Source organism: Trichodesmium erythraeum IMS101, from assembly GCF_000014265.1.
Classification (GTDB): Bacteria; Cyanobacteriota; Cyanobacteriia; order Cyanobacteriales; family Microcoleaceae; genus Trichodesmium; species Trichodesmium erythraeum.
On record NC_008312.1, the window covers coordinates 788,185 to 811,968 of the forward strand.

A 23,784-nucleotide genomic window follows, 5' to 3' on the forward strand; every position below is an offset into this window, starting at 1 on the left:
TAAATAAGGGATTGGGCGATGAGAAAAATCTGCTTTTATCCCTGTATTGGGTATAAAAACTTCTCATCAATTAAATAATGGGTGAAAAAGGCACTGAAGTCCTGTTTCAAAACTCTTTGGAATAGAGAATTTTAAGTTACGAAACTATGGTAGTATCTAAGTCTATTAGGTTTCTTGGGTTGAGGAAATTTTAACGATACTCAAAATTTTTTTTAACACAAACAAATCCTAGGAGCTATATTAAAACTTCACCCTTAAGAGCAAGGACTTTATTTTTAAAGGGGTATAGTTACATGATAAAAAAATTAGGATAAAATACCTATATCTAAGGTTAGAAAAATGGTCGATCAGAATCTTCTGGAAAAAATTAGTAAACTTCTAGCTCTTACTAGTTCACCTAATGAACATGAAGCTGCATTAGCAGCAGAAAAAGCAGCAGAGTTATTGGCTAAACATAATTTATCTGTAGCAGATTTAGGACAAGATAAAGATGAAGATATTACTAAGAGTATTGTTGATAAAACAGGTCGTTATGTAACCTGGAAAATGTGGATTTTAGCAGGAATTGCTAATGCTAATGGGTGTCAAGCAATGCGTTCTACTTACAGTGGTGAAATGAGAATAGTAGGAACAGAGACTAATATTACAGTTTCTAGGTCCCTTTATGAATATTTAACGGCTGTAGTTGATAAATTAGTTAAACAACATAGAGGTAAAGGAAGAGTTTTTATTAATGCATTTCGGGTGGGTTGTGCAACTAGATTAAGACAGAGATTAGAGCAGCGACGAAAATATATGGAGGAAAAGGGTATAGCTAGTAATGGTGATGATGATTCAAAATCTGCATCTGCTATAGTTGTGCGTTCGATGTTTGAAAAACATACTTTAGCTATTCAAGCATATTTGAAACAAGAAGGTGTAAAATGTAAAACTCAGAAATCAAGTAAAGTTAATAGTGATTTAGGTTTTTCCTTTGGGTATATTGCTGGAGAAAAAGTCCGTTTAAATTATTGGAATCAAAATTTACATCAAGATAAATTTATCAAAAAAGTAAAGGTGTGATAATTAGCACATCAGTTATTATTCACTAGCTTTTTTTACATCTTAATGTAAGACTCTAAGGAGTGATTATTATGAAAAAAATTACATTAGATAAAATATTAAAAGAAAAGATTAAATAAGCTTGATATTAGACAGTGTAAGTGTTAAAGTTTTATGAGTGAATATTTCAACGTAAATAGAGAAAATGGCTAAAACAACAACAGAAAAAAATAACACTTCAGAAGAATCAAATACTCAACTAATTGGTAAAGCATTGTTGAAAAAAGTTAAAGATCTTTCACATAAGTCAAAGAAAGAAACTGCTATTGCTTGCGGGTATTATACAACTACAAAAGATCAGCAGAAGCGAGTAAATCTTGGCAAGTTTTACGATGCAGTTTTACAGGCAAAGGGGGTAAAATTATATGAGAGGGATACTAAAGATGGAAGAGGACGTGCGCCTACTTATCGTGCTTGTGTTCATAAAAATGGACAGTTAGTAATAGGTGCTAACTATACAGATGAAATGGGACTAAAACCCGGAGATGAATTTAACATCCAGCTAGGACATAAACATATTCATCTCAGGCAAATTAACACTGAAGTTGAAAACGAACGTCAAAATAATGAGGAAGAATAGATAAGTGAGGTGGGAGATAGCTATTGTCTCCAAATCTCTGAGTATAACTCACTGAGAGCTGATTTATAAAGTAAATTTAAGGTGCTGAATTAATTGCTATACTTAGCTTTCAAAAATTTTGTTCATTCAATTTGCTAATTGCCAAAAAGTGGGTAATATAATACTTCTAGTAAAGTTTACAAATCAGCTCTGATATATATCAAAATGCTGCAAAAGACTAGAGTTATTTACAGTATTTGAAATCTAGTTTTTGCAGCCAAGATATTTTTATAAGTACAGTATATTCTGTATTCTATGAAGTAGAGTAATGCTACCTTTAATATGATTTTGTGAAGTATTAAGTTAAAATTCCATTTTTGCTAGGAAAATTGACTATAGTTATCCTAAACAATGGGTCTGGATCTTCGTCTTTTTAGAGAAAGTTTTTATTGATGAAAATAGTAATAAATATGGTATTATATTATTAATTTATATCATAATTGTGAAAACTATATTTAATAGTAATTATTGTTAATTAGCCATAATAAAAATGCTTTTGCATTTCAAATGGCTCCTAATTCCCAATTCCTAATTACCAATTTTCTAAAATTATTCCACGGTGGTTATTTGAACAGACATGATATAAGTATTGTATTTATCCTAAACCGATACAAAAAAACTAGAGAGTTTAAAGCTGTAATACTTTAGCTTACTGTCTGGAGTTATACAAATTAGGCTTCAATAAATCATTATTATCTAAGCGGTAGAAGTTATTTATGATTCAAGCTAAAAAAACTGAATATAGAAAACGGCTAAGATTAAGATTTTGATTATACTATAGAGATAAATCATTGAATGATTTGAATGATCTGAGGGTTTTCCTTCGGAATAGTGGGAAAAATATTGCGGATCACTCAGGGCAGGTCGGCTTTACAAACTTTTTGAGCTTACTAAAGTAAGAGAAAGGTAAACCTCTTCAACCTCTAAAGTTCAAACTTAGGAATTCGCCCACAAAATGCTAAGTTTGTCTTGAGAGGCTTTAGAGTACATCAAGAAAAATTCTATTTGGATAACATTAGAAAGCCTAAAATTTTTGGGTCAAGAGAATTAAGCATTTAAACAATAATTTTTATTCACCCTAGTTGTATTTGAGATATAGAGTAAACGGATTTAGCATAACATATAGGTGTAATTAATTTTCTACAATGCTTACCTACTGCTAGATTATCAGTAATAGTCATAAGCATCATTACACTCATTTTTTGCCTGATCTAGTTATACTTGAGTTATATAGTATGAGATTATAAGAGGTTAAGTATCGCAAAATGTATAATTAATTTTGTGTGCCTACTTAGGATTAATATATTTTTTGTCTTATTGGGTGATGCTTGTGGTATGGAAGCACGAAAGTACAGAGGCATGGATAAATGGCTTGGTAAATAGGTCTGGTATAGTAAGAATTGTCTCTTGATTTTTCAGCCTAGGTATGCCCAATATCTTCTTTATGGATGGGCTTGAGGCACGGAAAAGCTGGTACTTTTAAAAATTAAAATTTAGCTAAAACTTTATATCTGTCAATGCTTTGAGAATTAATTAGCAACTCTTACTTAAAAGATTTAACTAATAGATATTTTATCCGTTTTGTATTATAAGTGAAGTCATAAATTTAGCCTCAAAATGATGAATTAATAGAGATAGATATATGAATTAAATTTTTTGCTATTTTGAGTGATGGCAATTGAAAAAAAAATTGTAAGTCTAAACCTTTAAAAAACGATTAATAAGCAACCTATTTTAGAGGATATTTAAAGGACGAAAGTTCAGAAATTAAATCTTTATATTAAAAAAACTATAGGGTCTTAAAGCTCTTAAAATACTAGGGTAAAAAATTCTAAAAATCATGCCTATTTATTAATTTCCTAAAATTTTTATTGTGGCATCATAGTAATTAAATTTTAACTTTAGAATGAAGATTGATGATAAAAATAAAAACTTATAGGAAAGAGATAGAAGCATTTTTTATATGTTTAGAAATCATTATAGGATTTTAGGTATATGATTATAATTAACTTATAAATTAATAGATAAAAAAAATCAATAATTACGACAAAAGTTAATAATAGAAAAGTTATGTCTTTAACAGAAAAAATTCTCGACCAAATTCCAGGAAACCCTTTAGAAGGTCTGCGACGAGTCGATCAGATTTGGCAAAAACTTCGTTCAGAAAGTATAATTATTCCTAGTACTATTAGTGAAGAAAATAAACCACTAAAAGAAGATGAATGGGATGTAGTAATTTGCGGAGGTACTCTTGGTATAATAATTGGTGCTGCTTTGGCAAAAAAAGGTTGGCGGGTTGCACTGTTAGAACAAGGTATTCTTAAGGGTAGAAAACAAGAATGGAATATTTCTCGCAAAGAACTAGAAACATTTGTAGAATTAAACCTTGTATCTCAAGAAGAACTAGAAAAAGCGATCGCTACGGAATATAACCCTGCTCGAATTAGCTTCCCAAATAGTCCTGAAATATGGGTCAAAGATGTCCTCAATATTGGTGTAGATCCAGTTTATCTTTTAGAAACTCTGAAACAATGCTTTTTAGAAGCAGGGGGTCAACTATTTGAAAATACATCTTATGAAGCAGCAGTAATTCATCCAGATGGGGTAAATATCCAAACTAGCAATGGTAGATCATTCAAAACTCGACTACTTCTGGATGCAATGGGTCATTTTTCTCCTATTGTCAAACAAGCAAGGGAAGGCAAAAAACCTGATGCTGTTTGTTTAGTGGTTGGTACTTGCGCTACTGGATACCCAAAAAATGATACGGGGGATATTTTTGCCTCGTTTACTCCGATCAAAAATCAATGTCAATATTTTTGGGAAGCATTTCCTGCTAGAGATGGACGAACTACTTATCTATTTACTTATTTAGATGCTCATCGAGATAGATTTTCTTTGGAATTTTTCTTTGAAGAATATCTACGTCTATTACCTGAATATCAAAAAGTTGAACTTAGTCAACTTAAATTTCAACGTGCTTTATTTGGTTTTTTTCCTTGTTATCGTCAAAGTCCCTTGAAAACCCCTTGGAATCGTATTTTGCCAGTGGGTGATAGTAGTGGAAGTCAGTCTCCTCTTAGTTTTGGTGGTTTTGGCTCTATGGTACGTCATTTGAAACGTCTGATGGTGGGTATTGATGAAGCTTTGCAAACTGAAAATTTGTCTGCAAATGCTCTGGGACTTTTACAACCGTATCAACCTAATGTATCAGTTACTTGGCTGTTTCAACGTTCTATGAGTATAGGGGTAAATCAATTTGTTGAACCACATCAAATTAATGAATTATTGGCAGGGGTGTTTCAGGTAATGGAAAAATTGGGTGAACCTGTACTGAAACCTTTTTTGCAAGATGTTGTACAGTTTCCTGCTTTGGCGCAAACTTTATTTGTTACTTCTTTAAAGCAACCAGGTTTAGTAATAAAAATTATCCCTCAAGTGGGAATAGGAAATTTGTTAAATTGGATGAAACATTATTTAAATTTGGGAGTATACAGTTTTTTATATCCTATTGGGGGAGTTATGGAAGGTTTAACGGCAAAAATGTCAGAAGAACAAAGGTATTATTATAACCGTTGGATTGAACAATGGAAATATGGTTCAGGAGGAGATTATATTGAGTGACTTATCTACACAAACCTATCCGTTTTCTGTATAGGCTTCTGATGCTTTTTAAGATTTAATGTTGCAGGGTGTTTCATATTAGTTGAAGATACACCCGCAACAGGAAAGATGTCTATGCTATAAATGCATTACTAATTAATTAAAAGTTCGACTACTTTATTTAACTCTACAGAATGAGAAGCCTTAAAAAGAACCCGATCACCAGGCTGTAAAAACTCCTGTAAATATTTGGCTAAATTATGATGAGCATTATCAGCAGTGATATTTTCTACCTTGATAAATTGCAAACTAGCAGCACCTGTAGCCATTGCTTTTGCTTCCTCAAAATCAGCTAAAATAAATAAACCATCAATATTCAAATTTTTGACAACATTACCAACTTGTTGATGAAATAAAATTGATTTGTTTCCCAATTCTTTCATAGTTCCCAATACAGCAATATGTCGTTTACCAGGAGTTTCAGCTAACAAATTGAGAGCAGCTATCATTGACTCTAATCCAGCATTATAACTTTCATCTAAAATTACAATATCATTCTTTAAATCATATTTTCTTGCCCTACTTCCTGGTAATTGAACGAATAAGTTATTAGTCAAAGATTGAAACAGAGTTTTTGCGGGAATATTTTTTCCATGAAGCACTTTTAAGACTGCTAATGCTGCCAAATAATTAGAAGCATTATGACTACCAGGTAAAGGTAAAGGTAAATCCACACCCTCAACATTTATCGTTTGAGAATCAATTAATTTTCCTTGTAAATTTCCACCTTCTAAACCATAAGTAAAAGTTTCTCCAGACCAAACTTTAGCCGCAGTTTCTATCAACCGTTGATTATCATAATTCAGAATAGCAATACTACTATCAGACATTTCTCTTAACAATTCACACTTAGCTTCAGCAATGGCTTCAACAGAACCCAAACGACCAATATGAGCAGTACCGACATTAGTAATTAAACCAATTGTCGGGTTAGCAATATGTGTTAACTCTGCTATTTCTCCTGGTCCCCGCATTGCCATTTCTACTACTGCATAATTCTCTTCATTAGAAAGTTGTAGTAGAGTTTTAGCTACACCTATTTCATTGTTATAATTAGCTTCAGTTTTCATGACTTTACCCTGAGTTGCTAAAACTTCAGCAATTAATTCTTTAGTAGTTGTTTTACCTACTGAACCTGTGACCGAAATAACAGGAATATCAAATCTATCTCGCCACCAACGAGCAATTTTTTGGTAAGCTTTTAAAGTATTTTCTACTTGTAATATAGGTATATTATTTGATAGTTGTTGAATCTCACTATTTAAGGTATATTCTTGTTCAACAATCACACAAGAAGCTCCCTTTTCGATTGCTTCGTCAACAAAATTATGGCCATCAAAATTATTTCCTCGTAATGCCAAAAATCCTTCACCAGGCTGTAAGTTACGAGTATCTGTATTTATGCTTGTAATTAATGTTTTTTCTGGAGTATGAAAACCTGTAAGTGTTGTAGTAGTTAATATTTCGGTCAGTTGAAATAAAGTCATGCAACAAACCATAGCTATTGGCAGTTCTCCTAAAAGATATATTATAATTATAGAAGAGTACTTGTGGTTCTTAAACTAAACTTATTTTCTGGGAATTAGCTGATTAACCAAGGCAAAATCAAAAGTATAATAATTTTTTTTAAAGTTAGTAAATATACTGATAACTAGTGAACTCAGATAGGGGAAAATAGTTCAAAGAAGCTTACCCTAATTTTAAGGAAAATTATGACAGGTTAGACGTTAATATTTTTGCTAAAGTTCCTAAAAACTATTAATTTTTTTTTAGGATATATCTTGGCTTCCTATGAATAATATTGGTATTAGTTTAGAAGTTAATATTATTTATAGCTATATATAGTGTTTCTTAAGCAACTGAGGTACAGTTTTTAAGTCCGCAGTTTCGGGAACTTTTATAACCTAAGTCAGTTGTGTGGAACGTCCCTATTAAATAAACGAATTTAAGTACTAACTGCTTATGGGAATTGTTTTAATCTACTAAAACTTCATAAAAACCTAAATATATTAGTAAGTAAGTAATGATTAATTAGAGTTATTATAAAGAAAACACCAAATATTACCAATGTAATTTTCAATTTTGGATAAGAGATAGATCTGGTTTTTCACACATTCCTAGGATATCCTTTGTCTTTATGCATTATTGGATCGCTCAATTTTAGAAGTCTTCTCTGTTTTTTTTCCTACTGCTATGTCCTTTACTGGTATGCAGCCCAAAAATTAGTATATGCTATTCCACATAGAGGATAAATAGTAAGTAAGAACTAACAAAAACTCCCAACAGCTTTTCCCTCTCATGAGTTTATATAAACACAAATAATCTCATGCACATCTACTTCCATTACAAAACATACTCACTGCTTGTTACTTTTTTGTCTATACTCTGATTATAATTTATCACATCAAATCACATTGAATTGTGAGCCTCTATTTTTTTTGCTTGAACCTTTACCTTTCCGGGTAGCTGTGCTTATGTCTCATTGACTAAAAAAGAAAATCAATTAAATATAATGAGATTAAAGAAATTATACCAATTTCATAAACTTAAGCTACACTGCTTTACTTAATAAGATTACTGAATTAGGGTTATATGATTTCATTCTTAAGTATGATGTGTAGCCATACTTAAGAAAATTGGAGTTATTAAATTGCATAATTATATTATTTATCAGGGTACTATGATCTAAAAAAAATCAATTAGGAAATATATCAAATGAAAAACTTTATAGATAGAAATGAACAAGAAAAATCCCAGTATCAACAGTATATCTATAACCATTTTCTCCAGTTGATAGATATAGAATCATCAGAAGAGATAATTAAAAGGTTTAGAATTTTATTTATTAATTGTTCTGAATATCCTGATAGAAAAGTATCTAGAGCACTAGAAATAATTATCGCATTATTGGAAGATAAAGAAGAATTTAATTTTTTCTTAAATCGTTGTTTTCATATAGTTATTAATAGAAAGCAACCTTATAACTATAAAAAAGATGTGTTGCTAGACTTAATTAAAATTTTTGATAGCATTAACAATAAACCAATACACCGCCACTACGGTTCTCGTAGTAGTCAGAAACTGTTAGACGTGGTTCGAGCATTTACAAAAAGTGAACAGTATTTTAGTTTAAAACGTTTAGCAGAAGTAATAAACCAAGAAGTAATAAGTTATAGAAACAATGATAGTGCTTTAGTTGAACCTTTGAGAACTTTAATTCCACGTTATCCTTACTTATATCAACATTGTTTAATTACCTTAGACAATAGCTATGAACATCAGGAAGCTATCAAGAAGATGCAACGACAAAAACAAAAAAAATTTGAAATAGATTTATCCCACTACATAACTCATCAAATTAGACATGGGGTAACAACTACTTCAAATTTTCAAAGTTCAAGTTTTACAGAGTCTAGTTGGGAAAACACGAATAAAATTAAAAATCCTACTCTTTTGAATGACCGGGAATTATTATCAGCTACTAGACAATTTGTAGGTAAAGTTGAAAATGGCAAGAGCTACCAAGACTATGCCAAAAGTTTTCTAATTTATACCAAACAACCTCAATCCTATAGTAGCTTTAAAAAAATCTTCTACCAATACTTAAGCACATCCTTTAATGTAGGCTCTAGGTATGTTAAGGATCATTTCAAGAGAGAACTATATAATCAACTCAAAAATACTATGTCTCACAATGATAATAAAAAATTAAATGACTTTTTAGTGATGAGAACCTGTAATAAAATATTAGGATTTTTAGTGGTAGAAAGCACTAAAAAACCAGAGCACTTTTTCTTTGATAACCTGATATCTAATATAGGTTCAATAGCAACTACTAGCCTTCTTCTCAAAATAGTTTTAGTTTGCTATAAAGTCAAATCATACTTAGAAAAGCGATTTGCAATACTCTTTAACCATTATGAAAGAAGCACAAGAGAATCAGTTAAGTGGTTAGTAAAGGTATTAGAAAATCTACAAGTTGCATTCAGTACCAACTTTGGAAAAGTTGATTTATCTTTTATTTGTTAGAAGATTTAAAACCTTTATGACACACTCCCAATTCCCAATTAAATTTGAAGGTGCTCTAGTGGAATAGCACAAAATCACTGAAGTTTTCAAGTATCAAGGCTAATATTAAAAATGAACATTCTTTATTGACAGCAAACGTACAACTTTGTCTATTTTTTGAGAAGGTGTTATATGATAATAATAAAAGAGTCCCTGAAGCTAAGTGCTAATAGGTAAACTATTAAAAATTAATAACTAATTTGTTCAAGAATAGAATAAAAAGTAATGACCCAAGTGTTACTAGGCGAAAACGAAGGTATAGAGTCGGCCCTCCGGCGATTCAAATGTCAAGTTTCCAAGGCAGGTATTCTTGCAGATGTTAAAAAAAACGTCGATTTTTTGAAACCCCTCAAGAAAAACGTAAGAGAAAGGCAGTAGCAGCACAGCGAAAAAAACAATTTTATTAAAGTGTTAATTTATGGCTACAAAATCAGAAAATTTAGACTAGAAGCTAATGAGGCTTGAAAAATTTTAGCCTAGAGTTTTTTTTTGAGCTCACCTCCAGTTTAAAGGTGTGGATCTTCTATCTAATCAATAGTTACCCAAATTAAATCAGAATAACTGAACAGGCCTTAGGGAGGATTGACATTTTGCATTAGCTCTACTAATAAAGAATCTTACATTCAGGCCAACCCAACCAACACTTTAGGCGTTGGTGGAGAGCTACAATGATGGTTATACTTACATCCATATCTTTTTTGATATCTCGATCGTCCCCTTACGAGTAATATCACTGAACATAGTTGAGTAGTACTTGACTAATAATTTAATTACTGGATTTAAAGGGATTAATGCCTTGAGAAGGATATATTTATTTAAGTCACATATTTTTGCCAGTTTCCGCGCGGGAATTTTTATAATCCTGAAGAATGGTTGAATTAAGGTTTTAAATTCTGGTTTCTTCCCTATATATTATTTTGTCGGGGCAACTTTGGTTTTTTCCAGTTTTAGTTCTAATCTTACTTACCTTAACCATTCTTGTATTAAGGCATGAGCTTGTGTTACTACTTTGATTTCTTCCTGTAGATAGAGTAATTAAAATTCCATGTTTAGATCTGTGTTCCAGTAAAAGTAATGTTATTTATTTTCAAGCTAAAAATATAAGTAAGAAATACCGGAAAATGAATCTCGACCGAGAACTAGACGAAACAATATCAAGCTTTGCAGATATTCAAGCAGAACTTAATATCTGTAATGCGAAAGATGCCTTAAAAGAAATCGTAATTAATTTAGACTTAACTCCGGAGGAAAGGGCAGGATTAGACTCTGAAATTTCTGGGTTAGAGTCAATGTTAGAAAAGTTAGAAAAAGCTTCTGTTTATATTGCTGTATTTGGCATGGTAGGCCGAGGTAAGTCTTCACTTCTTAATGCTTTATTAGGAGAAAAAGTATTTGAAACTGGTCCAATTCATGGTGTTACTAAAACGACAAAAATTAGACAATGGCAATTAGGAAGAGATAATTTAACGGAAATAGAATCATCATCTACAAATTCTTTAACTTCCTACAGAATATCTCAAGTGGAATTAATTGATACTCCTGGTATAGATGAAGTAGACGGAGAAACTAGGGAATTAATGGCCCGACAGGTGGCAAAACAGGCAGATTTACTTTTATTTGCTGTAGCGGGAGATATTACCCAAGTAGAGTATGAAGCTCTTTCTTATTTAAGAGATGCTGGTAAACCAATTTTACTTGTGTTTAACAAAATAGACCAGTATCCAGAAACAGATAGGTTAGCTATATATAATAAAATTCGCAATGAGCGAGTTCGTGAATTACTCTCACCAAATGAAATAGTTATGGCTGCTGCTTCTCCACTACTTCCTAAAGCGGTGCCAGCTTCTGATGGTAGTCTCAGAGTAGAGATGGTGCGAGGAGAACCTCAAGTAGAAGACTTAAAGCTGAAAATATTGGAAATTTTAGATGGAGAAGGTAAGTCTTTGGTGGCCCTCAATAGTATGCTCTATGCTGATGATGTGAATGAACAGTTAGTACGCCGGAAAATGGAAATTCGCTCTCAAAGTGCAGATGGGGTTATATGGAAGGGGGTGATGACAAAAGCAATGGCGATCGCTCTCAACCCTGTGACTGTGGTAGATATTCTCAGTGGGGCGATTATTGATGTATCTATGATATTGACTTTATCAAAGTTATATGGTATAAAAATGAATCAAAGAGGAGCATTAGACTTATTACAAAAGATAGCTATTAGTATGGGTGGTATAACTGCGAGTGAATTAGTGGCAAATCTAGGATTAAGTTCTGTGAAAGGATTATTGGGTTTAGCTGCACCTGTTACTAGTGGGTTATCTTTAGGGCCCTATTTGTCTGTAGCAGCGACTCAAGCAGCAGTAGGAGGTGTATCATCTTATGGAATTGGGCAAATAACTAAAACATATCTTGCTAATGGTGCTTCTTGGGGAGAGGAAAGTCCGAAAACAGTAGTTAATAATATTTTGGCATCTTTGGATGAAAATTCGATTATGGGTCGTATTAAGGAAGAATTAATAGCTAAATTAAATATCAAAAATTTTAGTAATCAATAAGAATAGAGACTTTTTCAGCAAATCCTAATTATAGTAAAACTTTCAAACAATAAGGCTCAAAACTCCAATTAATTAAAAGTATCTAGTATCATCTCTACTATTAAGTAGGGTACTTTTCTATATCATAATGATATTAGTTGTAAGATCCGCCTTGTTTCATCAATACTGTAGAAAAAAAGATGAGGTGGAAATTGCTTAAGTGGAAAAACTTACAATAGCTTATAAGTTATCTGTAAAATTATGGGTGATTTATTAAATATTTTCGTGACTTATAAGAGATGGTAATTGATAGTCAAAGAGGGAGAATGGGTTATGGAACTTTGATATTTCCCATTCTCCCTGGTCAAAAACTCTGGCAGAAATTTTAACGACTATTTTTTCTTATTAAACTGTTCTAACCATTCTTGAATTTGAGAAGAAGCAATATCTCGTCCTCCCAAACCAAAAGCTAAAGCAATAGCTACAGCCATTGCTCCCATGAAGAGTCCAAAAGCTAGATTGACAATACTAGGAGCAATACCCATTTGTTGCAGAGCCATAGCTGAGACTAATACGATAATTCCAATTCGAGCAAGCTGCCCTAAAAGTTTTGCTTGGGAACTACCAGAACTAGTAATTAAGTTGTAAGCAAAGCTAGCTAAACAAAGACCTATAGCCAATACCACTAAACCGTAAAGAACTTGACCAGCAATATAGATTAACTGATTAACAATTAAACTCAGAGCCTGAAGTTCCATAATTTGAGTAGCTGAAACTGCAGCAAAAAGGATAATACCCACAAAAGCTACAAAGCCAGCAATTTGTGATGGAGTCCGAGTAATATCAGGTTCACCCTGAATTACAGTTGTATTTGGGTCTTTAGATGGGGAAGATGATGGAGTCGAAGTTAAACCAAGCCAATTGAAAAAGTCATCAAACCCAATACTGGTAAGAAGATTAGTAATTAAATCTTTAACAAATTGACCAACAAAGTAAGCAATAACAAGTACTACAAGAGCCGCAAAGATTTTGGGGAGGAATGTCAGAATATTGTTAAGCATTGCCACTGCTGGAATGGTAATTGCCTCAATATTTAGAGCACTCAGAGCAGCGATCGCTACAGGAATTAATATCAATACATAAACAATTGTACCAATAATCCCAGAAATATTTTGACTGCTACTGGTTTTATTCATACCCAACTTGCTACCCATTTGGTCTACACCTGTAGCAGCAAGTAGATTAGTAACAACTTTCTTAACAACAGTAGCAACTAACCAACCAACTGTAGCTAAAATAACAGCCTTAAGAATTCTAGGCAAAGCTTGTAAGATTTGATCTACTATGCTTTGAACAGGTTGTAAAGCAATCTGTAGTTGCAAGGCTTCCAGGATTAATGGCAAGAATAGCAGGAAGATCAACCAATAGATAGCATTAGCAATAGTATCGCTAATATCTAATTGACTTTCTTCTTGTCCATCACTGATCTGCTCATTCAGACGGTCATTTAGACCAAATGTTTTCAGTCCTCTGCTTGCTGCTAATTTAGCTATACTTGCTACTGACCAGGCAATACCCAGCCAAATGAAAGCACCAGCTATCTTAGGTAAGAAGCTAGTTATTTCTGTGAGGAAGACACTTAGAGGTTGAGAAACTGTTGTGAGATTAAGCTCTTCAAAGAAGGCCACCAAAACAAAGATCATAATGATCCAGAACACCACAGAGGATATCCATTTCTCCACAGGTAAATCCTGACCGTTTTCCTGACTACCTGTCACCCAACCAGCAATTTTGTTATCAACACTGGTCTTTTTTAAGAGTCCTCCAACTATAACATTAGAAATAAACAAAGCCACAAGCCAACCTATGAATAAAGTTCCAATAGCTATAGCTATTTTCAGGATTGGAGCTTGGGACAATTGATTTAAAGGATTTCCATTAGCTTGTGCCAAAATATGTGAGGCTAAGATTAGATTAGCCTGAATTGGCTCGTCGAGGTGAATTAATTGTGTAATATTTTGCCAAGTGCCATTCATGGTTTTCTTGGGTTAATGTGAGTGTTAATTAGCAATCATTTAGATTGCTTGTATATGTCTAATAGCTTGAAGGTAACTATGCCATTTAGTCAAGTTTTCGAGCAATGTATTTTAATTTATGCCAGTGCCACTACTGTAGAACGTTGTATTACGGATCAAATTCTTATGCATAAGTGGTTAAATCCAATGTTGCGTTGTGAACCTGTGGGTAATTGGAATACATTTGTGGGGAGTCGTAGTAGATTTATCATAAATATTCCTTTTTTACAACCCTCTTTATATAGTGTTGTAGCTGAACGAGAACCTGGTTTAATTGTTTGGGAATTTCAAGGTTTTTTCCGAGGCCGCGATCGCTGGGAATGTCGACCGGAGCCTGAAGGAACTCGTTTATTAAATCGTTTTGAGTTTGAGATACCTAATCCTATAGTAAAATTTGGTTTTAACCAGTTTGCTGCCTCGTGGACAAAAGTAGATATGGAAGCTCAACTAAGACGTTTGAAAAGGGTAGCAGAGGAGCAATACTATTTGTAAATTAATTCATAATTAGGAGGTAGGCAACCTTTTTAGGGACATTGGATACAACTTCTGTACAAGTAGGGATAGATGAGAATTATAGAGTAAGTTATTGGATGTAACTCAATGACTACTTAATTGTCTCTTTTTCTCTCTACTATAGTCAGCTTTAAATATTAATTTAACAGATGATACTAGACACTTTATAGATTAATATTATACCAGATATTCGGAGGTGAAAGATAATTATAAAGCTTATTGTGGGATAAGTCTAATTAAATAATCTTTTCTTTTTAAGAACTTGCTTATAATATTAAATTAGCTTGAATAGTTATTATATAGTTGAGGGGGAGGGAAGTAGGGTAGACTGAAGTAATTATAGAATTATAAAAACAAGACTTTAGCCACACATATAAAATCATAAAATATCTATAGGTTTTAACGGCTGTTAAACCCTAATCAATAGGATGGTTATAGGTAAGTCCAGCAATACTATATTAAGCAATATTAACCAGATTCTATATAAGGATAGGGTTTAAGAGGAAGTTTTCAATTGTTAATTATTGAACTATAACTAGGGTAAAAATTGATGCTGAAATGGAGTTAGTAAGATTTAAATTCGGTACACAAAATTAATTACATATTTTGTGAACTTGAATCTCAATTACTTTATGTCTCATATAAAATTAGGATAAGCATCCAATTAGTATTTAAGTACTTAAAGGGTAAAAAAAATGATTTTTTGCGCAAAATAAGCGAATCATAATTATTAACTCCTACTCCCTACCCCCTACTTACTAAAAAAGATAAAATGATATCAAATATACTTAATTTGGGATCAAAAAAATTTTCATTTTTAGCCATCTACTCCAAGAATAATTTCTTGTTCCAATGAGTTCTTGGTTTGAACTCCTAATTAACTATGTAAATTATACTAATATTAACAGATTTGTATTATCCGCAAAATATTTTTTGCAGGGAGGGTTGTTCTCTCACAAAATCTATTCCTCTTTTGGCAAATTCTATGGTTTCTACCAAAAATGTTTCAATACCTTTAGCATCAACGACAATTTTATCTGTCCATTTAAAATTTTGTATCAGCTCTAAAAATGATACTTCTCCATCAGCAATAATGTTGTTAATTGTATCAAGAATATTATCAGTTATTTTAGATACATTACTATCTGGGAAAAAATGGCGACTAAATTCGTCAATAGCAAGTTGACCATAACGAGATTCTAATAATTTATTCAGCAAATCTGGTTTTACCTGTAACTTATAAATTAAAATTGCCTGAATTGTATCAATATTTTTCTGACTAGCATTCGTTGTTAAAAATAGTGACTTTAATTGCTCAGACTGTTCTCCTGTATCTGCAAATTTCTCTAAATCAGAAATAGTTATTGTTATATTAATTGATTCATAAATAATTTGAATTTCATCTATCCCATCTGCTGGTTGAGCAGTAAATATTAAAACACTAGGAATAATTATCAAAATTCCTACCAAAGAAACATAGAAAAACTTTGATAATTTTTTTCTAAAATCTGCAAATTTGAAGAAATTTTTGAGCAATTTCCGTAAACTTAAAATACTTTTCATTTTGGTATTTATCACAAATAGATGAACATATATATTTATATGTTTAATAGCTTTTTGCTCTTATGCCTAAAGTCTGAAATATCTGATTTTAGGTTACCCATATTGGTAATATTTATACTAATTCACTTATAGCTAATTTATAAGGTCAATATTAACGTGCTAAATTAATTGCTATACTTAGCTGTTGAACATTTTGTTGATTAAAGTGCTAATTGCTAAAAACTAGATAATATAAGACTTATAGGAACCTTTATGAGCCAGCTCTTAAGGGCGTATTTCATTAAAATAGATTAAAAATATCAATTTTTTAATAACTCTATATTAAATTTAAGAGTACTTATTTCTAATACCCCTGCTCTTTACTCCCTATTCATGACTCCTTACTCTCAATAAAATATAGCAATACTTTTGATATTTGTTATTATTGATATTGACTAATTTTAGCCAGTAATTTTCTAATTATCTCTGCATCATCAGCTTGAGGAAGATTAACTATATAACTTTCTAGATCTTCACGAGCTTTTGCCCAAATATCTAGTTGATAATATAATACACCTCGGTCTCGCTTTTCCATAACTGCATTTGGAAATAATAGTAAAATCCTATCAATAGCTGCAATAGCTTTTAACCTCTCATTTTGACTCCAGTAAATTCCTTTAATATTTGTTAACATTCGTGCTAAAAATTGCTTATTACTTACAGTTGCCAAAAACTGAGGTTGTAGTTTTAGTGGTTGACCATAAATTTTGGCTAACTTTTCTTGACAGTCTTGAGGAAAAAGAATTTCACCTTTATTAAAAGCATCTACATATATACCAGCTTCTTCAAAATTAGGTCTAATTAAAAAATGTCCTGGCATTCCAATACCTACCATTGGAAAATTAATTCTTTTAGCAATTTCTAGATAAACTAGGGATAAAGTAATTGGAATTCCAGTGCGTCTTTCAATTACTTGATTCAGACAACTATTCCTTAGATCATAATAATCAATTGTGTTTCCAGAAAAACCTAAATCATTATAAAGATAGTTATTAATACTCTTAATAATTTGTAAAGGATATAAAGTTGCTGGTAATGTTTCTTGTACTTCATTTGCCATTGTATTAAGAGCATCTAAATACTTATTGGGTTCAAATTCCTTATCATCTTCCAAAGCTAAATAAAGAGCAGCTTTAGCTAAATCTATTTTTTCATCAGATTTATTAACTTCTGAATAAAATAATTGTCGATATGGGGAAAGATTCATATTAGTTATTAGTTATTAGTTATTAGTTATTAGTATCTCTTATCAAGGAGGATACCTGAAACAGATTTTTTTTAGTGGTCATTAAAATGACAGAAATCACCTATTTGATAAAGTAGGTATATTGATATTTTTAGGAATAAGGAAATAAGTAAGTATCTCTAGAAAAAATGAATCAGAGGATAGGTAAGAAGTAAAAAATATTTACTGTTCCAATTTCACCAAATTAATTACTAATAGAGTAACTACTAGATTGGTGAAACTATAGTTAAAAATTAGGGTATTATGGATAATAAATCCGAAAAATTGGTTCTCTATTGCCTTCCCCACTCATGGAGTTACTTTTTAGTTGTTTTTGTTATTTCTTTTTAAATATATTTATTAAATACATATTATAAGTGTTAATTAATTAGTCGCAGGAAGGGATTCCGAGACGAAAAACTGAGGACAAGACAGGGGCAATATAAGGGTCAAGTTTCCCTGGGGGATAAGAGTATGTAAATATTTTTGCCTAGAAGGATGTGAATTCTTGAATTATTTTCAGTTAAATTTTGCCTAGATACTTCCTTAAATTGATCATCTAGTAATTAAGAAAAATATATTTTTTTATCCTTGCTATCTGCTAGTTTTTCAGAGTTATGAAATAGAGTTATCTATTAGTTTTATTATAACTTGATTTATCATTATTTATCAAATATTTTCGTATCAGGTAATCAGTCAATAGTTAAGGTTTTTTCATTTTGATAATTGGTGCAAAATCTTAAATTTATTTATTTTTGCTTTTTGTCTTTTATTTTAAATACCATGACTTTTTCCAATCACCCAATTTCGACGAAAGAAACGAGATAAAGCTGATTCTTCTAAAGGTAAATAAATTGGTCTACCGTGGGGACAAGTACGAGGGTTATGGGTAAGTTGCCATTTATTTAATAAACTTTGCATTTCCGGTAGGCTTAAAGGAGTTCCATTTCTAATAGCACTACGACAAGCAGTGGCTACTTTAGCAGATTCTAGATCGCCACCTTTACTAAGTTCAATTAAAGCATCAGCACAGTCATTTCTTTTTGCTAACATTTTGGGAGCACTACGAGCAGCCCAAAGTAAATCTCCGAAGGTTTCTATGTCTATATTTAAGCGTTGAAGTTGTTCTATTTGAGCTGGGGATAAATGATGTAAAATAATCGGAGTTTCTAAAAAAATTATTTCCCAAGCATCACATAATTCTTCATATAAAATTCTTTCGTGGGCAATATGTTGTTCAATCAACCAAATGCCACTTGGATGTTCTGCTACTATATAAGTATTGTGTAATTGAGCGATCGCTTTTAATTCTATTAGTCCTAATTTTGATTTTTTTTGTTCTGTATTATCTGGAGAAACTTCTATAGCTCGACTAACTTGATAATTCCCAGTATTTTCTGAGACTTTTAAGAGTTTTTCCACTCTTTCTGACAAAGGAAATTCTGGCATAATATCCGAACTAAATTGTAATGCTTTACCAATTACTAAATTGATTTGTTGTTGCCAAAATTTCAAATTATCTAGATAAATTTCTGTTTTTGCCGGATGACGGTTCCAGTTAATTTGATAGGGAAAAATTTGTAAATGAATGAAACATAGAGGATAGCGATCGCCAGGACAAGTCCGCGCTAAAGAACGAATAATTGTTTGTTCTAATTCTGGCACTTTTACTACCCTACCATTAATACCAACTTTTACCCAATCAGGTCGTCTACGATGACATCTATCTGGCAAACCTAACACTAATTCTAATGATTGTCTATCCAAAAGTTGAGAATCTTGAGATTGGGAAAAACTCGATGTTTGAATATTTAATTCTTCTGCTTCTTGCTCATCAATTTCTTGTTGAATATACTGTAAATCATTCAATCTTACTGTAGATAAAATTTGAGGTAAAATTTGTTTTGCCGTAGCCCCAGGACTAATTTGTATCCATAATTTACTACCCTGCCAAATTTGCCAAGTAACATCAGGATAGCAAAGGGCTATTTGCTGAATAATTAATTGTATACCTCGCATTTGTTGTGGGGGAGAAGGCATTCCTTTTCGACGTACAGGCCATTTACCAAAAATATGAGAAACCTTAACAATAGTACCAGGAGCAATGGCAACTCTTTCAGCTTTAACAGATTTTCCTTGCTGATCATAAACAACTCGCCAACCTTCATTTTCATTTTCTGAAAGGGGTGACTTAGGACGACTTAATATTTCTAAATTTGAGAGATTAGCTAAACTATGAAGTGCTTCTCCACGAAATCCTAAACTACTAATTTTTGTGAGGTCTTGAAGATTAGTAATCTTACTGGTGCTATGAGGATTTGCTGCTCGTTTTAAATTGGCTAAATTCATACCCATTCCATTGTCAGAAATTTGTACTCGCCACTGTTCAGAAATGATAGAAACTATGATGCGAGTGGCTCCAGCATCAAGAGAGTTTTCTACTAATTCCCGCACAACTGCTGCTAAAGAATCAATAACTTCTCCAGCAGCAATTAAGCTGACAACTTCTTTAGGTAAGGTTTGAATTTGAGATTGCATTTATATAAAAGCAGTAACAAAAAGTTTCTAACTATAGTTAATAACAGGAGGTAATTTTGTTTTTTAACCTATGTATTTTCAGGATCTTAATTAGACTAATATTCTCAGAATTTTAAATCTTAAAATAATCGTAAATTAAGGTTAAAATTATATTTTGTGGTTATATATAAGAAACTATTACTGTGTGTTAACAGTGAAATATAAGATTAGATATAAACCAGCCTTTGCTGCTATTTTCGTCACCTTATATCCTGGTGATAGTATTATAGCCGAACCAGGAGCAATGACCAGTATGGATGGTCGTTTGTCCATGAAAACAAAATTGTCTGGAGGCTTTTTCTCGGCTTTATTAAGAAAATTTTTAGGGGGTGAATCCCTATTTGTTAATGTTTTTGAGAACAAAACCTCCCAACCTTTAAATGTTACGTTAACTCAATCCATTATTGGGGATATTGACTGTTTAGAATTAACGGGAAATGAGATATGTTTTCAACCAGGGGCTTACATTGCAAGTAGTCCTAAAATTAAGCTAGGAGTAAGGTGGGCAGGGTTTGCTAGTTGGTTTATGGGAGAAGGGTTATTTAAGTTAAAAGTAAGTGGCCAGGGACAAGTTTTTTTTGGGGCATATGGAGGATTGAGTAAGCAAGATATTGCTGGGGAATTTATTGTTGATAATAGCCATTTAGTAGCTTATAGTCCCAACATTAAAATGAGTATAGGGTTATCAGGTGGTTTAATTAGTTCCCTCACTTCTGGAGAAGGATTTGTTAATCGACTCAAAGGCAATGGTGTTATTTATTTGCAATCTCGTAGTATTGAGGGTTTAGTTCAATTCTTAAAACCCAAAGTCCGTTAAAAAGTTCAAAAAATTATGGATATTCAATTAATACATCAACCCGATAATACGATCGCTAAAGTTAGCTTAAATAGAGGAGAAGAAATCGTTGCCCAAGCAGGTTGTATGGTTGCTATGAGTGGGTTTATCAATACTAGTACTACCCTCAGACAAGGAAAAGGAGGGGGAATTATGGGGGGTATAAAACGAATGTTAGGGGGTGAATCTCTATTTTTAAGTGTTTTTCGTTCCCCTAGTCCCGACGGCCAAGTTTTTCTCGCCCCTAAATTAATGGGAGACATCCTAGTTTATGAAATGAAGGGTCAAGAATTAGTTGTCCAAGCATCCTCCTATCTTGCTTCTGATAACAATGTAGATCTTGATTTAGGGTTTCAAGGGATAAAATCTTTATTCTCAGGAGAATCTATTTTTTGGTTAAGTATTACCGGTTATGGCCCAGTAATTTTAACTTCTTTTGGAGGAATTTATGAAATAGATGTTAAGGGTGATTATATTGTGGATACTGGCCATATTGTCGCTTTTGAAAGCAGTTTAGATTTTCGTATTGATAAAGCTAATTCAAGTTGGTTGGGGGCATTTTTTGGCGGTGAAGGTTTTGTCTGTCGTTTCCAAGGCCGAGGCAAAGTTTATTGTCAAACCCATAATTCAGGGAGTTTTGGATCTCTCATCGGTTCTCAATTGCCTCCTAAAAAATAAATCATTTTTTGAAAATGACTAGGCTCAAAGGAAGGAGAGAGGGAGGTCGTTTCAGTTATAACCTAATCAGTTATCAGTACCTCAATAGAATATTTTGGCTTAAAACACTAAATTTTTTTTATTTTCTTTTTTACCTGTTTAAGGGGAGACTTTAACCCTGATCTTATAGTAGTTTTAATAGTTAAAAATCAATCAGGAATGAGAATTAAATAAAGCCCTGAAGGGGAAAGAACTCAGATAATATCAAGTTGAGACAATTTAATTTGTGTCAATCAGAAAATACTCATTCCTAAATATATTTCTCTCTTCTCTATTATCTGTTTTAAACTTTAGTATTTATCCATAAACTAGGATGAGTATATATGTCAAAAATTGCTTATAAAATTGAACATTCTCCAGCTTATGCTTCATTAATTATTGATTTGCACTCGCAGCAAAAAGTATTAGTAGAAGCCTCAGCTATGGCTGCCATGGATACCTCAATAAAAATGAAATCTAAAATCAAAGGTGGCTTAATGAAAGGAGTCGGTAGGATGTTGGGGGGTGAATCCTTATTTATTAATGAATTTAGCACTCAAAACCAGTCAGGAAGATTGTATATTTCCCCTGGTGTTCCTGGAGATATTCAACATTATTATATCGAGAATGGTTGTGGTTTATTCGTTCAATCATCAGGATTTGTTGCCTGTAGTGAGACCGTAGAAGTAGATACTCAATTTCAAGGATTTAAAGGCTTTTTTAGTGGAGAATCTTTGTTTTTATTAAGAGCTACTGGAAGGGGGGATTTTTGGTTTAGTTCCTATGGAGGTATTTTAGAAATTCCTGTGGAAGAAAGTTATGTGGTAGATACTGGTTATATTGTGGCTTTTGAAGATACCCTAAATTATAATGTTGAAATGATTGGAGGTTTATCATTTAAAGGTTTAAAAACAGGAATTTTAGGGGGTGAAGGATTAGTTTGTAGGTTTAGTGGCCAAGGCAGTTTATGGATTCAAAGCCGCGGGATTTATCCTCTATTAAATTTTTTAAATCCTTTCCGTCCTACCAAGGGTAGTGATTGAGGTTTTTCGGATTAATTATTAATTAAACTTATGAGCAATCGCAATCCTTCACCAACTAATCGTCAACTTTTAATTATATTAGGAATTTGGACGGGGATTATTGTCATAATGATTAGCTTAATGATTAGCTTTGTATCCCTGTTAGCTGATTGGGCAATTACTCATATTCCTATTAGTTGGGAACAAAAATTAGGAGAATTAATAGTCCCGGTTTATGAACAAAAAGCTAAAGATTCTCCTCAACAAGAAATCTTAAATAATCTCTTAGATCGTTTAGAGTCTCAACTCAATAATAAATTACTAAAAAATAGAGATTATCGAGTTATCTATATTCCCGAAAAAAATGTTAACGCTTTTGCTATTCCTGGGGATGTTATTGGTATTTTTGAAGGGCTAGTAAAAGAGGTTAAATCAGAAAATGAATTGATGATGATTTTAGGTCATGAATTAGGACATTTTGCTAATAGAGATCATCTTCGGAATTTAGGGAAAACTTTAGCTATTCGAGTTGCGATCGCTAGTCTTTTTGGAGATAATGCGACTTTAGCTAATAGTGTTGGAGTTGTTATTGAAACTATTAGTAATGCTCGCTATTCTCAGGAACAAGAATATCAAGCAGATGAATTCGGATTAATATTATTAAATAAAACCTATGGTCATGTAACAGGGGCAACGGATTTTTTTAAGAACTTTAAAGAGAAAGAAAACCTAGGCTGGGACTTTTTTTCTAGTCATCCTGCCGGAAACAAGCGTGTCAAAAGACTAGAAAAATTAATTAAACAAAAACAATATAAATTAGGTGAATATTCTGATTTAGAGTTAAATTTACAGTTTAGTGATCAGGAGTTTCGGAAATATAAGCAGAGATAATTTTTGATTTTTCGTGATTGTTGATTAATTTAGATGACAGTTTCTAAATATTTATGGCAAATGATTTACAGGGTAAATGGTAAAAATTATATATTCCAGGAATTTTACTCCCAACTTATTAATGTACCTCGCCAGTAACGGGAAATGCTGTATCTTTTTTTGTTAAAAAGAGGTATTTTTTCGAGTCTGTTTTATCGTTTTTATTAAAAGTACCGGGAGCAATAACAATTATTTGAGTTTCAGGGGAATTATCTCAAGACGATCAAAATCTCTAGAACTTTTGATTGTTAAGAATTTATGTTTTTTTGAGGTTAAAGTCTGTTTATGTGATCTCGAAAGTTTATTTTATACTTCTTTTTTGTATCAGTT

Annotated in this window: 15 protein-coding genes and 1 pseudogene; 11 read left to right on the forward strand and 5 right to left on the reverse strand. The window is 32.2% G+C overall.

Annotated elements, in window-relative coordinates; all coding sequences use genetic code 11:
• Nucleotides 1-339 precede the first annotated feature (339 nt).
• The 3 genes from TERY_RS02330 (at nt 340) to TERY_RS02340 (ending at nt 5,344) form a co-directional block, all read left to right on the forward strand.
• Nucleotides 340-1,062 (forward strand): DUF7168 domain-containing protein, encoded by a 723-nt coding sequence (locus TERY_RS02330; RefSeq protein WP_011610343.1) that lies wholly within the window; start codon nt 340-342, stop codon nt 1,060-1,062.
• 184 nt (nt 1,063-1,246) lie between these two features.
• The gene (locus tag TERY_RS02335; protein ID WP_011610344.1) at nt 1,247-1,681 is read left to right on the forward strand and encodes an AbrB-like transcriptional regulator; all 435 of its coding nucleotides are present in this window, start codon (nt 1,247-1,249) and stop codon (nt 1,679-1,681) included.
• 2,109 nt (nt 1,682-3,790) lie between these two features.
• Nucleotides 3,791-5,344 carry an FAD-dependent oxidoreductase gene (locus TERY_RS02340; RefSeq protein ID WP_011610345.1) on the forward strand — a complete coding sequence of 518 codons (1,554 nt, stop codon included), beginning with the start codon at nt 3,791-3,793 and terminating at the stop codon, nt 5,342-5,344.
• Nucleotides 5,345-5,475: 131 nt separating this feature from the next.
• Here the strand turns inward: TERY_RS02340 and murF are convergent, their stop codons facing one another.
• Nucleotides 5,476-6,882, reverse strand: a complete 1,407-nt coding sequence (gene murF, locus TERY_RS02345) for a UDP-N-acetylmuramoyl-tripeptide--D-alanyl-D-alanine ligase (protein WP_011610346.1) — start codon at nt 6,880-6,882, stop codon at nt 5,476-5,478.
• Between the two features lie 1,216 nt (nt 6,883-8,098).
• Between murF and TERY_RS02350 the strand changes: the two genes are divergently transcribed.
• The 3 genes and pseudogenes from TERY_RS02350 (at nt 8,099) to TERY_RS02360 (ending at nt 12,000) form a co-directional block, all read left to right on the forward strand.
• The gene (locus TERY_RS02350; protein ID WP_011610347.1) at nt 8,099-9,412 is read left to right on the forward strand and encodes a hypothetical protein; all 1,314 of its coding nucleotides are present in this window, start codon (nt 8,099-8,101) and stop codon (nt 9,410-9,412) included.
• A 264-nt stretch (nt 9,413-9,676) separates the two neighbouring features.
• Nucleotides 9,677-9,858 (forward strand): annotated as a pseudogene (rpsU, locus tag TERY_RS02355) (30S ribosomal protein S21).
• 714 nt (nt 9,859-10,572) lie between these two features.
• Nucleotides 10,573-12,000, forward strand: coding sequence for a DUF697 domain-containing protein (locus TERY_RS02360; RefSeq protein WP_011610349.1), 1,428 nt, complete (start codon nt 10,573-10,575; stop codon nt 11,998-12,000).
• Between the two features lie 371 nt (nt 12,001-12,371).
• On the opposite strand, the gene TERY_RS02365 is transcribed toward TERY_RS02360, so the two are convergent.
• On the reverse strand, nt 12,372-14,015 hold the full coding sequence (locus tag TERY_RS02365) for a mechanosensitive ion channel (protein WP_011610350.1): 1,644 nt from the start codon (nt 14,013-14,015) through the stop codon (nt 12,372-12,374).
• Nucleotides 14,016-14,093: 78 nt separating this feature from the next.
• On the opposite strand from TERY_RS02365, the gene TERY_RS02370 reads away from it, so the two are divergent.
• Nucleotides 14,094-14,546 (forward strand): SRPBCC family protein, encoded by a 453-nt coding sequence (locus tag TERY_RS02370; protein ID WP_011610351.1) that lies wholly within the window; start codon nt 14,094-14,096, stop codon nt 14,544-14,546.
• Nucleotides 14,547-15,482: 936 nt separating this feature from the next.
• Here TERY_RS02370 and TERY_RS02375 read toward each other — a convergent pair.
• From TERY_RS02375 to mutL, 3 genes are all read right to left on the reverse strand, one after another.
• On the reverse strand, nt 15,483-16,130 hold the full coding sequence (locus TERY_RS02375) for an alpha/beta hydrolase (RefSeq protein ID WP_011610352.1): 648 nt from the start codon (nt 16,128-16,130) through the stop codon (nt 15,483-15,485).
• Nucleotides 16,131-16,551: 421 nt separating this feature from the next.
• Nucleotides 16,552-17,376 carry a tetratricopeptide repeat protein gene (locus tag TERY_RS02380; protein ID WP_011610353.1) on the reverse strand — a complete coding sequence of 275 codons (825 nt, stop codon included), beginning with the start codon at nt 17,374-17,376 and terminating at the stop codon, nt 16,552-16,554.
• A gap of 792 nt (nt 17,377-18,168) precedes the next feature.
• Nucleotides 18,169-19,932: a DNA mismatch repair endonuclease MutL gene (gene mutL / locus TERY_RS02385; RefSeq protein ID WP_011610354.1), complete on the reverse strand. Its 1,764-nt coding sequence runs from the start codon at nt 19,930-19,932 to the stop codon at nt 18,169-18,171.
• 193 nt (nt 19,933-20,125) lie between these two features.
• Here mutL and TERY_RS02390 point away from each other — a divergent pair, with 193 nt between their 5' ends.
• The 4 genes from TERY_RS02390 to TERY_RS02405 all read left to right on the forward strand — a co-directional run bounded on the left by TERY_RS02390 (nt 20,126) and on the right by TERY_RS02405 (nt 23,415).
• On the forward strand, nt 20,126-20,788 hold the full coding sequence (locus tag TERY_RS02390; protein WP_044137133.1) for a TIGR00266 family protein: 663 nt from the start codon (nt 20,126-20,128) through the stop codon (nt 20,786-20,788).
• A gap of 15 nt (nt 20,789-20,803) precedes the next feature.
• Complete coding sequence (locus TERY_RS02395) at nt 20,804-21,484, forward strand: TIGR00266 family protein (protein ID WP_011610356.1); 681 nt, start codon at nt 20,804-20,806, stop codon at nt 21,482-21,484.
• A 362-nt stretch (nt 21,485-21,846) separates the two neighbouring features.
• Nucleotides 21,847-22,545, forward strand: coding sequence for a TIGR00266 family protein (locus tag TERY_RS02400; protein ID WP_011610357.1), 699 nt, complete (start codon nt 21,847-21,849; stop codon nt 22,543-22,545).
• A gap of 30 nt (nt 22,546-22,575) precedes the next feature.
• A complete protein-coding gene (locus TERY_RS02405; RefSeq protein ID WP_011610358.1) occupies nt 22,576-23,415 on the forward strand; it encodes a M48 family metalloprotease in 840 nt (279 codons plus the stop codon).
• The last annotated feature ends 369 nt before the right edge of the window (nt 23,416-23,784 follow it).